Source organism: Allobosea sp. GW821-FHT03A12 (assembly GCF_058986765.1).
In genome coordinates, this window is sequence record NZ_JBYSVZ010000003.1 from 199,391 (window position 1) to 213,466 (window position 14,076).

General features: G+C 66.0%; 14 protein-coding genes. 12 read left to right on the forward strand and 2 right to left on the reverse strand.

Features of this window, described 5'->3' with window-relative positions:
• Positions 1-239: 239 nt before the first annotated feature.
• Positions 240-1,373 (reverse strand): 4-hydroxyphenylpyruvate dioxygenase, encoded by a 1,134-nt coding sequence (hppD, locus tag AC3WLC_RS08740; protein ID WP_493683535.1) that lies wholly within the window; start codon positions 1,371-1,373, stop codon positions 240-242.
• Between the two features lie 127 nt (positions 1,374-1,500).
• On the opposite strand from hppD, the gene AC3WLC_RS08745 reads away from it, so the two are divergent.
• The 9 genes from AC3WLC_RS08745 (at position 1,501) to AC3WLC_RS08785 (ending at position 9,459) form a co-directional block, all read left to right on the forward strand.
• Positions 1,501-1,971: an Lrp/AsnC family transcriptional regulator gene (locus AC3WLC_RS08745; RefSeq protein WP_346359934.1), complete on the forward strand. Its 471-nt coding sequence runs from the start codon at positions 1,501-1,503 to the stop codon at positions 1,969-1,971.
• A 43-nt stretch (positions 1,972-2,014) separates the two neighbouring features.
• Positions 2,015-2,596 (forward strand): cob(I)yrinic acid a,c-diamide adenosyltransferase, encoded by a 582-nt coding sequence (locus AC3WLC_RS08750; RefSeq protein WP_346359933.1) that lies wholly within the window; start codon positions 2,015-2,017, stop codon positions 2,594-2,596.
• A 4-nt stretch (positions 2,597-2,600) separates the two neighbouring features.
• Positions 2,601-3,302 (forward strand): rhomboid family intramembrane serine protease, encoded by a 702-nt coding sequence (locus AC3WLC_RS08755; RefSeq protein ID WP_493683536.1) that lies wholly within the window; start codon positions 2,601-2,603, stop codon positions 3,300-3,302.
• 135 nt (positions 3,303-3,437) lie between these two features.
• Positions 3,438-4,184, forward strand: coding sequence for an electron transfer flavoprotein subunit beta/FixA family protein (locus AC3WLC_RS08760; protein WP_493683537.1), 747 nt, complete (start codon positions 3,438-3,440; stop codon positions 4,182-4,184).
• Positions 4,184-5,131: an electron transfer flavoprotein subunit alpha/FixB family protein gene (locus AC3WLC_RS08765; protein WP_493683538.1), complete on the forward strand. Its 948-nt coding sequence runs from the start codon at positions 4,184-4,186 to the stop codon at positions 5,129-5,131. The genes AC3WLC_RS08760 and AC3WLC_RS08765 overlap by 1 nt, the downstream gene beginning before the upstream one ends.
• 73 nt (positions 5,132-5,204) lie before the next feature.
• Entirely contained in the window at positions 5,205-6,086 is an 882-nt protein-coding gene (locus AC3WLC_RS08770) for a 3-hydroxybutyryl-CoA dehydrogenase (RefSeq protein ID WP_493683539.1), read from the forward strand.
• 228 nt (positions 6,087-6,314) lie between these two features.
• On the forward strand, positions 6,315-6,872 hold the full coding sequence (locus AC3WLC_RS08775; protein ID WP_493683540.1) for an HNH endonuclease: 558 nt from the start codon (positions 6,315-6,317) through the stop codon (positions 6,870-6,872).
• Positions 6,873-7,404: 532 nt separating this feature from the next.
• Complete coding sequence (gene sucC, locus AC3WLC_RS08780) at positions 7,405-8,574, forward strand: ADP-forming succinate--CoA ligase subunit beta (protein ID WP_493683541.1); 1,170 nt, start codon at positions 7,405-7,407, stop codon at positions 8,572-8,574.
• A 3-nt stretch (positions 8,575-8,577) separates the two neighbouring features.
• Positions 8,578-9,459, forward strand: a complete 882-nt coding sequence (locus AC3WLC_RS08785) for a succinate--CoA ligase subunit alpha (protein ID WP_493683542.1) — start codon at positions 8,578-8,580, stop codon at positions 9,457-9,459.
• Positions 9,460-9,463: 4 nt separating this feature from the next.
• Here the strand turns inward: AC3WLC_RS08785 and bhcR are convergent, their stop codons facing one another.
• Positions 9,464-10,294 (reverse strand): HTH-type transcriptional regulator BhcR, encoded by an 831-nt coding sequence (gene bhcR, locus AC3WLC_RS08790; RefSeq protein ID WP_493683543.1) that lies wholly within the window; start codon positions 10,292-10,294, stop codon positions 9,464-9,466.
• A 243-nt stretch (positions 10,295-10,537) separates the two neighbouring features.
• Here bhcR and gcl point away from each other — a divergent pair, with 243 nt between their 5' ends.
• Genes gcl through glxR form a run of 3 tightly spaced genes read left to right on the forward strand, consistent with a single transcriptional unit; the run spans position 10,538 to position 14,059 of the window.
• The gene (gene gcl / locus AC3WLC_RS08795; protein ID WP_493683544.1) at positions 10,538-12,310 is read left to right on the forward strand and encodes a glyoxylate carboligase; all 1,773 of its coding nucleotides are present in this window, start codon (positions 10,538-10,540) and stop codon (positions 12,308-12,310) included.
• 35 nt (positions 12,311-12,345) lie between these two features.
• Positions 12,346-13,131 (forward strand): hydroxypyruvate isomerase, encoded by a 786-nt coding sequence (gene hyi, locus AC3WLC_RS08800; RefSeq protein WP_493683545.1) that lies wholly within the window; start codon positions 12,346-12,348, stop codon positions 13,129-13,131.
• Positions 13,132-13,168: 37 nt separating this feature from the next.
• Entirely contained in the window at positions 13,169-14,059 is an 891-nt protein-coding gene (gene glxR / locus AC3WLC_RS08805) for a 2-hydroxy-3-oxopropionate reductase (protein ID WP_493683546.1), read from the forward strand.
• The last annotated feature ends 17 nt before the right edge of the window (positions 14,060-14,076 follow it).

Below are 14,076 nucleotides of genomic sequence, written 5' to 3' on the forward strand. Positions count from 1 at the left end.
TATCCCACACGAAGCCTCTGCGCTGATCGCCTGACTCCTCCCTTCCCCTCTTGTGGGGAAGGGTTGGGGATGGGGGTGGTGCCGCTTGGTGACCGGCGGCAGAAACTGGTCTTGCAGCCGCGAGAGTGATGTCTGGTTCTTCCGATCGCCCGGCTTTTCGACCCCCACCCCTGCCCCTCCCCACAAGGGGGAGGGGTTTCCGCCCTCATGTCTTTCGCTGAGGAGCCTGCAGCGGAACGTTACTCCGCAGCCTGCGGCTTCAGCACGCCGCGGCGGATCTGGTCCTCCTCGATCGACTCGAACAAGGCGCGGAAATTGCCCTCGCCGAAGCCGTCATCGCCCTTGCGCTGGATGAACTCGAAGAAGATCGGGCCGACCACAGTGGCCGAGAAGATCTGCAGCAGCACCTTGCTCATCCGGCCGGCCTTCTCGCCGAGCGCGACCGCGCCTTCGCCGTCGATCAGGATGCCGTTGGCCTTCAGGCGCGGCACCGGCTCGCCATGGTTCGGCACCCGGCCGTCGACCTTCTCGTAATAGGTCTCGGGCGGCGAGGGCATGAAGGGCAGGCCGTTCTGGCGGAGCTGCTCGACGCTGGCATAGATGTCGCGCGAGCCGAGCGCGACGTGCTGGATGCCTTCGCCCTTGTACTGGCGCAGGTACTCCTCGATCTGGCTCTTGTCGTCGAGGGATTCGTTGATCGGGATACGGATCTTGCCGCAGGGCGAGGTCAGCGCCCGCGAGATCAGACCGGTGAGCTTGCCCTCGATGTTGAAGAAGCGGATTTCGCGGAAATTGAAGAGCTCGCCATACCAGTCGGCCCAATGATCCATGCGGCCGCGCATGACGTTGTGGGTGAGGTGGTCGAGATAATACATCCCGGCCTGCTCGGGGTGCGGGTCGCTCTCGCCTAGCCATTCGAAGTCGACGTCGTAGATCGAGCCCTTCGCGCCATAGCGGTCGACGAAATAGAGCAGCGAGCCGCCGATGCCCTTCACCGCCGGGATCTGCAGTTCGCCGGGACCGACCTTGCTTTCATAGGGCTCGGCGCCGAGCGAGACGGCGCGCTCGAAGGCGTGCTTGGCGTCGACGACACGGAAGGCCATCGCACAGGCGCAGGGGCCATGCTCGGCGGCAAAGCCCTGCGCGAAGGATTCCGGCTCGGCATTGACGATGAAGTTGACGTCGCCCTGGCGATAGAGAGTCACCCTCTTCGAGCGGTGCTTGGCGACCTTGGTGAAGCCCATCGTCTCGAACAGCGCGCCGAGCTTCTCCGGCTCGGGATGGGCGTATTCGACGAATTCGAAGCCGTCGGTGCCCATCGGATTGGCGGTCGAAATCGCCGGCGGGGCGGAATCGTGCGGGAACGGTCCCATATGCGTCCTCCTTGAAATCTGCGTTGACTGATCCTCGCGCATCCAGCAGGCAAAAGCTTTGCAAAATTCGGCGATCTCGGATTGAATTTGCACGGATCGTGCATGGAACAGAGGCAGGGCTCACGAAATGCCGCAGCTCGACGCTTTCGACTGGCGCCTGCTCGAAGCGCTTCAGCAGGATGCCTCGCTGACCAATGGCGCGCTCGCAGAGCGGGTCGGCCTCTCCGCCAGCCAGGTCTCGCGGCGGCGGCAGGCGCTGGAGGGTGCGGGGGTGATTCGCGGCTATCGCGCCCTGATCGATCCCGAGGCGATCGGGCTGTCCGTGACGGTCTTCATCCATGTCGCGCTCAACACCCATTCGCGCGACAATGCCCGGCGCTTCCGCGATCTGGTCAAGCTGACGCCGGCGGTGCTGGAAGCGCATGCGCTGACCGGCGAGGCCGACTACATGCTGAAAGTCGCGGTCGGCGACCTCAAGGAGCTGGCGCGCCTGGTCAACGAGGTGCTGCTGCCGCATGAGAGCGTCGCGCGAGTGCGCTCCGAGATCGCACTGGAGACGCTGAAGGAGCCGGGACTTTTGCCCTTGGCGATGGGGTGAGATTGCCCCTTCCGCCGATGCTGCAGCGCGCTATAAATCGATCATGGTCGTTCTCAACCGCATCTACACCCGCACCGGCGACGACGGTACCACGGCGCTCGCCACCGGCGCGCGCCGGCCGAAATTCGATCTGCGCGTCTCCGCCTATGGCACGGTCGACGAGACCAATGCCTGCATCGGCATGGCGCGGCTGCATTGCGCCGGCGAGGATCCCGAACTCGACGCGATGCTCGGCCGCATCCAGAACGATCTCTTCGACCTCGGCGCCGAGCTCGCCTCGCCCGATACCGGCGAGAAGCTGGCCTGGGAGCCGCTGCGGATCGTGCAGGCGCAGGTCGACCGGCTCGAGGCCGAGATCGACCAGCTCAACCGGCCGCTCGGGACGCTGCGCTCCTTCGTCCTGCCGGGCGGCACGCCCGGTGCGGCGCATCTGCATCTCGCCCGTACGGTCAGCCGCCGGGCCGAACGGCTCATGGTCGAATTGTCGCAGGAGGAGGGCGAGAGCGTCGCCCAGCCGGCGCTGAAATTCATCAACCGGCTCTCGGATTTCCTCTTCGTCGCCTCGCGCCACCTCAATGCCAGGGCTGGGGGCGACGTGCTCTGGACGCCTGGCCAGAACCGGTAGTTCCATGTTCGTGCCGTTGCATGACGGCGTGCCGATGCGCTTCATCCGCGTCGCCTACGTCACCTATGCGCTGATCGCGCTCTGCATCGTGCTGCGCCTGATGCTGATGTACTGGACCAGCGAGGCGAGCGAGGTCGCGGTCCTGGCCGGCTTCGGCACGATTCCCGCGGTGCTGTTCGGCGAGGCGCAATTGCCGCCTGAGCTGCTCAAGGCGCCGGCCTGGCTGACGCTGATGACTGGCATCATGCTGCATGCCAGCTTCGCCCATCTGATCGGCAACATGCTGTTCCTCTTCGTCTTCGGCGACAATGTCGAGGATGCGATGGGGCATCTGCGTTTCCTCGTCTTCTTCCTGCTCTGCGGCATCGCCGGGGCGCTGCTGCATGCGCTGATGAACCCCGAATCGGAGCAGCCGCTGATCGGCGCCTCCGGCGCGATCTCGGGCGTGATCGCCTCCTATCTGATGCTCTATCCGCGCGTGCGCGTCTGGGGCCTCGCCTTCAAATGGATTCCGCTGCACATCCCGGCGATGTACGCGCTCGGTGCCTGGATCCTGTTCCAGCTGCTCTCGGCGCTGTTCGATCAGCAGGGCGCGGTTGGCTGGTGGGCGCATCTCGGCGGGCTCGGAGCCGGGGCGGCGCTGACGCCGTTGCTGATCCGGCGCGAGCTGCGCCTGTTCGGCCGCGGCGTGCGGGGGCTGCCGTGACTTTCGTGGCGTTGACAAGCGCAAATCCCCGTCGCTACGGTCCGTCCGCATTTCAGCCGGGTGCCGCGATGCTGGCCGTCGCTTGGCCGGCGGATCGGCATCAGATCGCATCTCTCCACAACCGGTGACGCCCTTATGAAGATACTTGTGCCAGTGAAGCGCGTGGTCGACTTCAACGTGAAGATCCGGGTGAAGGGCGACGGTTCCGGGGTCGAGCTGGCCAATGTGAAGATGTCGATGAACCCGTTCGACGAGATCGCGGTCGAAGAGGCGCTGCGGCTCAAGGAGGCCGGCAAGGCAACTGAAGTGATCGTGGTCTCGGTCGGGCCGGCGCAGGCCGCCGAGACGATCCGCACCGGCCTCGCCATGGGTGCCGACCGCGGCATCCTGGTGAAGACCGACGCCGCCACCGAGCCGCTCGCCGTCGCCAAGCTCCTCAAGAAGGTCGTCGAGCAGGAGACGCCCGAGCTCGTCATCCTCGGCAAGCAGGCGATCGACGACGATTGCAACCAGACCGGCCAGATGCTCGCTGCGCTGCTCGGCTGGCCGCAGGGCACGTTTGCTTCCAAGGTCGTTCTGGACGGCGGCTCTGCCGATGTCACCCGCGAGGTCGATGGCGGCCTGCAGACCGTGCAGCTCAAGCTGCCGGCGATTGTGACCACCGATCTGCGCCTCAACGAGCCGCGCTATGCCTCGCTGCCCAACATCATGAAGGCGAAGAAGAAGCCGCTCGACGAGACCACGCCCGAGACACTCGGCGTCGACGTCTCGCCGCGCCTCAAGGTGCTGAAGACGGCCGAGCCGGCCGGGCGCTCCGCCGGCGTCAAGGTGGCCAACGCCGCCGAACTCGTCTCCAAGCTCAAGACCGCCGGGGTGATCTGATGACCACGCTGCTGCTCGCCAAGCACGACAACAAGGCCCTCAACGAGGCCACCCGCAAGGCCCTGACCGCTGCCAAGGATCTCGGCGCGCCCGTGCACGTCCTGGTCGCCGGCCTTAACGCCAAGGCCGTCGCCGAAGCCGCGGCCAAGCTCGACGGCGTCGAGAAGGTGCTGCTCGCCGACGATGCGATTTACGAGCATCGCCTGGCCGAGCCGCTGGCGGCGCTGATCGTTTCGCTCGCGCCGAACTATGATGCCCTCGTCGCGCCCGGCACCACCACCGGCAAGAACGTGATGCCGCGCGTCGCCGCGCTGCTCGACGTGATGCAGGTCTCGGAGGTGACGAAGATCGTCTCGGCTGACACCTTCGAGCGGCCGATCTATGCCGGCAACGCCATCCAGACCGTGCAGTCCGCCGACGCCAAGAAGGTGATCACCGTGCGCGGCGCCTCCTTCCAGGCGACCGGCGACGGCTCCAACACCGCCCCGATCGAGAGCGTCTCGGCGGCCGCGAACCCCGGCACCTCCTCGTTCAAGGGCGAGGAGGTCGCCAAGTCCGACCGGCCGGAGCTGGCCTCGGCCAAGATCATCGTCTCGGGCGGGCGCGCGCTCGCCTCGGCCGAGAACTTCGCCAAGGTGATCGAGCCGGTGGCGGATCGCCTCGGCGCTGCCATGGGCGCTTCGCGCGCCGCGGTCGATGCCGGCTACGCCCCGAACGACTGGCAGGTCGGCCAGACCGGCAAGGTCGTCGCCCCCGAGCTCTATGTCGCGGTCGGCATCTCCGGCGCGATCCAGCATCTCGCCGGCATGAAGGACTCCAAGGTCATCGTCGCCATCAACAAGGACGAGGAGGCGCCGATCTTCCAGATCGCCGATTACGGTCTCGTCGGCGACCTCTTCACCATCCTGCCCGAGCTCGACAAAGAGCTCGAAAAGGCCGGAAAGTAAGCGGTAAAGTCATCCGCGTCGCGGGCGGCCACGGGTCGCCCGCGCCAGCTCCCTCGGGGAACAGAAGCGTCACATGGACCACCAGATCAAGACCGTCGGCATCATCGGGGCTGGGCAGATGGGCAACGGCATCGCCCATGTCGCCTCGGTCGCGGGCTTTGACATCAGGCTGCACGACATCGCCGAAGACCGCATCAACGCGGCGCTGGCGACGATCGACGGCAACATGGCCCGGCAGGTCGCCAAGGGCGCGATCGCCGACGAGGACCGTCGCACGGCTATGAGCCGGATCGTCTCGGCGCCGAAGCTGGAGGATCTGGGCCCCTGCGACCTCGTGATCGAGGCCGCGACCGAGAGCGAGGAGGTGAAGCGCAAGATCTTCACCGCCGTCTGCCCGCATCTGCGGCCCGATGCGATCCTGGCCTCGAACACCTCGTCGATCTCGATCACGCGGCTCGCCGCGGCGACCGATCGCCCCGAGCACTTCATCGGCATCCATTTCATGAACCCGGTGCCGCTGATGCAGCTCGTCGAGCTGATCCGCGGCATCGCCACCGATGACGGCACCTTCGAGCGCGCCAAGAGCTTCGTTGCCTCGCTGCACAAGACGGCGTCGGTCTCCGAGGATTTCCCGGCCTTCATCGTCAACCGCATCCTGCTGCCGATGATCAACGAAGCCGTCTACACGCTCTATGAGGGCGTCGGCTCGGTCGAGGCGATCGACACCGCGATGCGGCTCGGCGCGAATCATCCGATGGGCCCGCTCCAGCTCGCCGACTTCATCGGCCTCGACACCTGCCTGTCGGTGATGCAGGTCCTGCATGACGGTCTCGCCGACTCGAAATACCGCCCGTGTCCGCTGCTGGTGAAGTACGTCGAGGCCGGCTGGCTCGGCCGCAAGACCAAGCGCGGTTTCTACGACTATCGCGGCGAAAAGCCGATTCCGACGCGCTAGAATCCGCTCGTCATGCTCGGCCTTGAGCCGAGCATCTCTGAAACCAGCTTCTTCTGCCTGAGATTCCCGGGTCTGCGCTCCGCTCCGCCCGGGAATGACGGCTGCCATCTGCCCATTCGCGCCGCAACATCGTCGCTTCACATTCTTGTCGCATCGCGCTTACATTGATGCGGCAGGATTCGTGCGAGCCCTAGAAGCGGAGGCGCGATACGGGTGACGGCGCATGTGATGCATCCGATGGCCTCGCCGGACGGTTGTCCGGCGCTGGTGCTCAACGCCGATTTCCGGCCGTTGAGCTATTATCCGCTCTCGTTGTGGAGCTGGCAGGACGCGATCAAGGCGGTCTTCATGGACCGGGTCAACATCGTCTCCGAATACGACACGGTGGTGCGCAGCCCGAGCTTCAACATGAAGCTGCCCTCGGTCGTCTCGCTCAAGACCTATATCAAGCCCTCGCGCACCCCGGCCTTCACCCGCTTCAACGTCTTCCTGCGCGACCGCTTCGCCTGCCAGTATTGCGGCACGCGCGACGAACTGACCTTCGACCACGTCGTGCCGCGCTCCAAGGGCGGGCTCACCACCTGGGAGAACGTCGTCGCGGCCTGCTCGCCCTGCAACCTGATGAAGGGCGACAAGATGCCGACGGCGGTCGGGATGATCCCGATGCAGAAGCCGTTCGCGCCGTCGATCAACGACCTGCACCGCAACGGCAAGCTGTTCCCGCCGAACTATCTGCACGAGAGCTGGCTCGACTATCTCTACTGGGATTCCGAGCTGGAGCCGTAGACGCGCGGGGCCAGGAGGTCAATGCGCGCTGTGCCGCTCGGCTTTGACAGCTCCGGGGCGGTCAGCGATGAGGCGTGCACCCGTTGAGATGACTTGCGCTGACAGGGGCTCGCCCATTGCAGCCTCCCGATCCACTTGGCTTGCTCGCAGGTACAGCCCAGGACGCTCGAAAAGCCCCGGCCGAACGGACCACAGCTCGGGCCTGCATGAGATGGCGGTCAATCGACGTGATCTGGAACATCGCGGCATCACGCTCCAGCCCTGCTTTTGCAACCGTAGCCGCGCTGCACCTCCTCAAAGATTCCAGATTGCGAATCTCAGACGTCTCGTCGGGCAACGTTGATCCGAGAGCATTCCCTGGATCGCCGGAGGGGCGGGCTGACAGCCTTGTTGGGGCGAGGTTTCCTCATGCCGAGCGTAACGTCTTTGGCCCCCGCGCCATGATCGGTTGTTGACGTGGTTATAGTCTGGCATAATGTATGCCAGACTATAACAGCGCCGCGAACGGCGTGATGGCGGGAGGGACCGGGTCGTGAGAATCCATGAGTTCCAAGCGAAGCATCTGCTGGCACGCTACGGGCTGACTGCTCCGGAAGGCAGCGTCGCGATCACCGCCCGGGAAGCCGGCGAGATCGCCCAGCGCCTTGGCGGCCCGGTAGTGGTCAAGGCGCAGATCCATGCCGGCGGCAGGGCGCGCGCCGGGGGAATCCAGCGGGTGGAGAACGCCGCCGCCGCCGAGACCGCGGCCGGCGAATTGCTCGGCAAGCAGCTCGTGACCGCCCAGACCGGGCCGACGGGCCAGATCGTCAGGCGCGTCCTCGTCGAGCGCGCGCTGCCGGCGCGGCGCGAACTGCATCTGGCCTTGCTGGTCGATTCCACGTCGGGCGAGGTTGTGCTGATCGGCAGCGAACGGGGCGGCGCCGACATCGAGGAGCAGGCGGCGCGCGGCGAACTGCAGACCCGCGACCTCAGGCTGGGCACCGGCCGCGAGGCGCGGGCGCAAGAGGTGGGCGATTTCGTCGCGACACTCGGCCTAGAGGGGGCGCTGCATGCGCAGGGCTGCGCGCTCGTGGACGGGCTACGCCGGGCTTTCGTCGAACTCGACGCCAGCTTGATCGAGATCAATCCGCTTGGGATCACCGAGGACGGCAGGCTGGCGGTGCTCGACGCCAAGATGACGCTCGACGACAACGCCTTGTTCCGGCATCCCGAGCTCGCGGCGCTGCGCGACGAGGACGACACCAGCGCCGCCGAGCTGCAGGCCCAGCGCCATCAGCTCAACTATGTCCAGCTCGATGGCGATATCGGCATGGTGGCGAATGGCGCAGGCCTCGGCCTTGCCACGCTCGACATGCTCGTCGCGGCCAAGGGCCGGCCGGCCAATTTCATGGACATCAGGACGACGGCAAAGAGCCTCGACATCGCCCATGGCTTCGGGCTGCTGCTCGACAATCCGAAGACGAGCGCCATCCTGATCAATGTGCATGGCGGTGGCATGCAGGCTTGCGACACCATCGCCGAGGGCCTCGGCATCGCCTTGCGCCGCACTGGCCGCTCGCTGCCACTGATCGTGCGTCTCGCCGGCAACAATGCCGATTTTGGACGCTCGCGCCTGCAGAATTTCGGGTGCACGGTGATCGATTGCCCGGACATGTGGACTGCGGCCACGAAAGCGGTCGCGCTGGCGCAGAAGGGAGCCTGAGCCATGGCCGTCTTTCTGAATCGCGAAACCCGCGTTCTCTGCCAGGGCATGACCGGCTGGGCCGGCACTTATCATGTCGCGCGGATGATGGAGTATGGCACGCAGGTCGTCGGTGGCGTGACACCCGGCAAGGGAGGCCGCTCGCATCTGAATCTGCCGGTCTATGAGCGCGTTGCAGAAGCGAGGCGCGAGACCGGCGCCAATGCCAGCATCGTCTTCGTGCCGCCAGCCAATGCCGCTGCCGCCATGATCGAGGCGATCGAGGCGGAGATGCCGCTGGTCGTCGCCGTCACCGAGCGCATCCCGACGCTGGACATGGTGCGGGTGCGGTCGGCGCTGAAGGGCGGGCGCACCACCCTGGTCGGCGCCAATTCGCAGGGCATCCTGGTGCCGGGCGTCGGCAAGCTCGGCGTCATGGCGACCGGCAGCGAGCGTTCGGGCGGCGTCGGCATCATCTCGCGCTCGGCCTCGCTGACGAGCGAGGTGGTGGCGCAGGTCACCGCGGCAGGGCTCGGCCAATCGGTGACGATCGGGGTCGGCGGCGACCCGATCCACGGCATCGGCATGCGCGAATGCCTGGAACTCCTGCTGGATGATGTCGATACCGAGGGCGTGGTGCTGATCGGCGAGATCGGCGGCACGCAGGAGGAGGATGTCGCCGCATACCTCGCCGGCACTCCGGCGTCGAAGCCGATCGTCGCGCTCATCGTCGGCCGCGAAGCGCCGCTCGAGCGCCGCATGGGCCATGCCGGCGCTCTCACCCTGCGTGGCAAGGGCGATGCGGCTGGCAAGATCAAGGCGCTGCAGGCCGCCGGCGTCCGGATTGCTCCGAGCGCCCATCTCGTCGGCGAGACCATCAGGCAGGCGCTTGCCGAGCGTGGGTAGAACCTCACTCCCGCTTTGGCGACCGGCCGCCGATCGAGCGGGTGATCTCATCGGCGGCGCGGCGCACCATCGGGCCGTAGTCGTCGAGCTTGCGCGGAGTCACGCGCACGGCCGGCCCCGATATCGAAACGCCGGCGATCGCTTCGCCATGCTCGTTGAAGATCGGCGCGGCGACGCAGCGCATGCCGAGGGTGCGTTCCTCGTCGTCGAGCGCCCAGCCGTTCCGACGCCCCTGCACGAGTTCGCGCAGGAGTTCGCCGAGATCGGTGATCGTGTGCTCGGTGAAGCGTTCCAGCCGCCGGAGCGCGCAGATCTGACGCACGCGGTGCTCGGGGAGCTCGGCCAGCAACGCCTTGCCGACGCCGGAGGCATGCATCGCGCCGCGGCTCCCGGCGCGAAAGAAGGCGCGCAGCGTGTCATGGCTCTCGACCTGCGAGATGAACACCACCTCGCCATTGTCCTCGATGCCGAGATTGACGGTCTCGCCGCTGGCCTCCATCAGCGCATGCATGGTGGCGCGCCCCATGTTCGCGACGCGGCGGTTGCGCAGGAACGCCGAGCCGGTCTTGAAGGCGCCGACGCCGACCAGCCAGATGCCGCGCTCCATATCGTGCTGGACGTAAGCGCGGCTCTCCAGCGTCAGCAGGATGCGGTGCGCCGTCGAGGCCGAGACGCCCGAGCGCCGGCTGAGTTCGCTGAGTGTCAGGCCGTCCTCGTCGGCCAGGATCTCGAGCAGCGCCAGCCCGCGATCGAGCGCCTGGACCGCTCCGCCGGCGAGCGCGGGCTTCAGCGAGCGCGGTCGCCCGCGCCCCTTGCGTTGCTCGACCAGACTCATAGCACCCTCCGTGACCGACGCCGGAACCGTAGCAGGCCACAGGCTGCCCGTCGTTGCCTAATCAAAGCGAAATTATTTTGCATGATCCGTATTTTGGAGATCTGAAATTATATCAACTATCTGATTTAAAACAGAAAAGTATTTTCTGATTGATATTGAAAAAATATTCTGAAAAAAATTGACCGAGGCTCTCATCTGGAATTTGGTATGCCAACCAACGGTTTCCTCACGGGAGAACGGGCCATGCCGAAAATGAGAGCCGCCGAGGCCGCGATCAGGGTTCTGGAGCGGGAAGGCGTGACACAGGCCTTCGGCGTGCCGGGCGCGGCGATCAACCCGTTCTACGCAGCGCTCAAGAGCCGCGAGTCGATCCACCATATCCTGGCGCGCCATGTCGAAGGCGCCTCTCATATGGCGGAAGGCTATACCCGCGCCGGGGCCGGCAATATCGGCGTCTGCATCGGCACCTCCGGCCCGGCCGGCACCGACATGATCACCGGGCTCTATTCGGCCATTGCCGATTCCATCCCGATCCTGTGCATCACCGGCCAGGCGCCGCGCGCCCGGCTTTACAAGGAGGACTTCCAGGCCGTCGACATCGAGTCGATCGCCAAGCCGGTGACCAAATGGGCGGTGACGGTGCGCGAGCCGGCGCTGGTGCCGCGCGTCTTCCAGCAGGCCTTTCACATCATGCGCTCGGGCCGCCCGGGCCCGGTGCTGATCGACCTGCCGGTCGACGTGCAGATGGCCGAGATCGAGTTCGACGACGAGACCTATGAGCCGCTGCCGGTCTACAAGCCGGCCGCCTCGCGCCGCCAGATCGAGAAGGCGATGGCGATGCTGGACGCGGCCGAGCGGCCGCTCATCGTCGCCGGCGGCGGCATCATCAATGCCGATGCCGCGGAGCTGCTGGTCGAGTTCGCCGAGCTGACGGGCGTGCCGGTCGTCCCGACTCTGATGGGCTGGGGCGCGATCCCGGACGATCATCCGTTGATGGCAGGCATGGTCGGCCTGCAGACCAGCCATCGCTACGGCAATGCGACGATGCTGGCTTCGGATTTCGTGATGGGCATCGGCAATCGCTGGGCCAATCGCCACACCGGCTCGATCGAGACCTACACCAAGGGCCGCAAATTCGTCCATGTCGACATCGAGCCGACCCAGATTGGCCGTGTCTTCGACCCGGATTTCGGCATCGTCTCCGATGCGAAGGCGGCGCTCGAGCTCTTCGTCGACGTGGCGCGCGAGCGAGAAGGAAAGGGGCTGCTCAGGAACCGGACCGGCTGGGCGCAGGACTGCCGCGACCGGCGCGCGACCATGCTGCGCAAGAGCCATTTCGACAATGTGCCGCTGAAGCCGCAGCGGGTCTATGAGGAGATGAACGAGGCTTTCGGACGCGACGTCTGCTATATCTCGACCATCGGCCTGTCGCAGATCGCCGGCGCCCAGTTCCTGCGGGTCCACAACCCGCGCCACTGGATCAATTGCGGCCAGGCCGGGCCGCTCGGCTGGACCTTGCCGGCGGCGCTCGGTGTGCGAGCGGCCGATCCGGAGCGCGAGATCGTCGCGCTGTCGGGCGATTACGACTTCCAGTTCCTGATCGAGGAGCTCGCCGTCGGGGCGCAGTTCAAGCTGCCCTACATCCACATCGTCGTGAACAACTCCTATCTCGGCCTGATCCGCCAGGCCCAGCGCGGCTTCGACATGGATTTCCAGGTCGGGCTCGCCTTCGAGAATATCAATTCGCCCGACCTCGACGGCTATGGCGTCGACCATGTCGCGGTCGCCGAAGGGCTCGGCTGCAAGGCGATCCGGGTCAAGAGCCCGAACGAGTTCAAGGCCGCCTTCGCCCAGGCCAAGGCCTGGCTCCAGGAGCATCGGGTTCCGGTGGTGATGGAGTTCATCCTCGAACGGGTCACCAACATCGCGATGGGCACCGAGATCGACAATGTCGTGGAGTTCGAGGAGGTGCTCGACCTGCCTCTGCCCGAGCCCGAACTGCAGCCCGCCCAGTAAGCCCGCCCGATCTATGCCAGCCAGGGGAGAGACCCATGCCTCGCTTCGCCGCCAACCTCACGATGCTGTTCAACGAGTTGCCCTTCCTGGACCGTTTCCAGGCGGCGGCGGAAGCCGGCTTCCATGGCGTCGAATATCTGTTCCCCTATGGCTATGACAAATACGAGCTGGCCGACCGGTTGAAGCGCTGGAACCTGACGCAGGCGCTGCACAACCTGCCGGCCGGCGACTGGGCGGCCGGGGAGCGCGGCATCGCGATCCTGCCCGGCCGGATCAGCGAGTTCCAGCATGGCCTGTTCCAGGCGATCGACTACGCCGGCAAGCTGGGCTGCCGGCAGGTCAACTGCCTTGCGGGCATCGCGCCGCCGGACGTCGAGCCGGCCAGGCTGCACGAGACACTGGTCAACAATCTGCGCTTCGCCGCCCACGAGCTGGCACAGGAAGGCATCGCGCTGCTGGTCGAGCCGATCAACACGCGCGACATGCCCGGTTTCTTCCTGAACAGCACGGCCCAGGCGCTGAGGCTGCTCGACGACGTCGATTCACCCAACCTCTTCATCCAGTACGACGTCTACCACATGCAGATCATGGAGGGGGACCTCGCCCGCACGATCGAGGCCAATCTCGACCGGATCGCCCATATCCAGATCGCCGACAATCCCGGCCGCAACGAGCCCGGCACCGGCGAGATCAATTTCCCCTTCCTGTACCGGCATCTCGACGCGATCGGCTACGCCGGCTGGGTCGGCTGCGAATACAAGCCGGCGCGCGAGACACGCGAGGGCCTGTCCTGGCTGCCGGCGACGACGCTTGCCGCCTGACCGGTCGACCAAACGCGAAACAGGCAAAGGCTGCGACATGACAGATATCGGCTTCATCGGCCTCGGCATCATGGGCCGCCCCATGGCGGAGCACCTGATAGCGGGCGGGCATACGCTGCACGTCTCCAGCCATCACAAGGCGCCCGATGCCGAGCTGCAGGCGAAAGCGGTCATCGTCCATCCGACGCCGAAGGCGGTCGCGGCGGCGAGCGAGATCGTCTTCCTGATGCTGCCGGACACGCCGCAGGTCGAGGACGTCCTGTTCTCGGGCGAAGGCATCGAGGCTGGCCTGTCGTCGGGCAAGATCGTCGTCGACATGAGTTCGATCTCGCCGATGGCGACCAAGGAGTTCGCCAAACGGGTTGAGAAGGCCGGCGGCTCCTATCTCGATGCGCCGGTCTCGGGCGGCGAGGTCGGAGCGAAGGCCGCGAGCCTGACGATCATGGTCGGCGGGCCGCAGGCGACCTTCGACAAGGTCAAGCCGCTCTTCGAGCTGATGGGCAAGAACATCACGCTGGTCGGCGGCAATGGCGACGGGCAGACGACCAAGGTCGCCAACCAGATCATCGTCGCGCTGACCATCGAGGCGGTCGGCGAAGCCTTGCTCTTCGCCTCGAAGGCGGGGGCCGATCCCGCCAAGGTGCGCCAGGCGCTGATGGGCGGCTTCGCCTCGTCGAGGATCCTGGAGGTCCATGGCGAGCGCATGGTCAAGCGCACCTTCAATCCGGGGTTCCGCATCGGACTGCACCAGAAGGACCTGAACCTCGCGCTGCAGAGCGCGCGCGCTCTCGGCGTGTCGCTGCCGAACACCGCGACGGCCCAGGAACTGTTCAACGCCTGCGTCGCCCATGGCGGCAAGGACTGGGACCATTCGGCCATGGTCCGGGCGTTGGAGATCATGGCGAACCACCAGGTTGCGAGCTCATAGAGAAGCAAGAAAGGGGA

Excerpts from the sequence above, each read along its gene's own strand:
- AC3WLC_RS08785 (WP_493683542.1), top strand. The coding sequence starts at position 8,578 with ATGGCCGTCTTTCTGAATCGCGAAACCCGCGTTCTCTGCCAGGGCATG.
- AC3WLC_RS08775 (WP_493683540.1), top strand. The coding sequence starts at position 6,315 with ATGCATCCGATGGCCTCGCCGGACGGTTGTCCGGCGCTGGTGCTCAAC.
- hyi (WP_493683545.1), top strand. The coding sequence starts at position 12,346 with ATGCCTCGCTTCGCCGCCAACCTCACGATGCTGTTCAACGAGTTGCCC.
- glxR (WP_493683546.1), top strand. The coding sequence starts at position 13,169 with ATGACAGATATCGGCTTCATCGGCCTCGGCATCATGGGCCGCCCCATG.
- AC3WLC_RS08755 (WP_493683536.1), top strand. The coding sequence starts at position 2,601 with ATGTTCGTGCCGTTGCATGACGGCGTGCCGATGCGCTTCATCCGCGTC.
- bhcR (WP_493683543.1), bottom strand. The coding sequence starts at position 10,294 with ATGAGTCTGGTCGAGCAACGCAAGGGGCGCGGGCGACCGCGCTCGCTG.
- AC3WLC_RS08745 (WP_346359934.1), top strand. The coding sequence starts at position 1,501 with ATGCCGCAGCTCGACGCTTTCGACTGGCGCCTGCTCGAAGCGCTTCAG.
- gcl (WP_493683544.1), top strand. The coding sequence starts at position 10,538 with ATGCCGAAAATGAGAGCCGCCGAGGCCGCGATCAGGGTTCTGGAGCGG.
- hppD (WP_493683535.1), bottom strand. The coding sequence starts at position 1,373 with ATGGGACCGTTCCCGCACGATTCCGCCCCGCCGGCGATTTCGACCGCC.
- AC3WLC_RS08770 (WP_493683539.1), top strand. The coding sequence starts at position 5,205 with ATGGACCACCAGATCAAGACCGTCGGCATCATCGGGGCTGGGCAGATG.
- AC3WLC_RS08750 (WP_346359933.1), top strand. The coding sequence starts at position 2,015 with ATGGTCGTTCTCAACCGCATCTACACCCGCACCGGCGACGACGGTACC.
- AC3WLC_RS08760 (WP_493683537.1), top strand. The coding sequence starts at position 3,438 with ATGAAGATACTTGTGCCAGTGAAGCGCGTGGTCGACTTCAACGTGAAG.
- AC3WLC_RS08765 (WP_493683538.1), top strand. The coding sequence starts at position 4,184 with ATGACCACGCTGCTGCTCGCCAAGCACGACAACAAGGCCCTCAACGAG.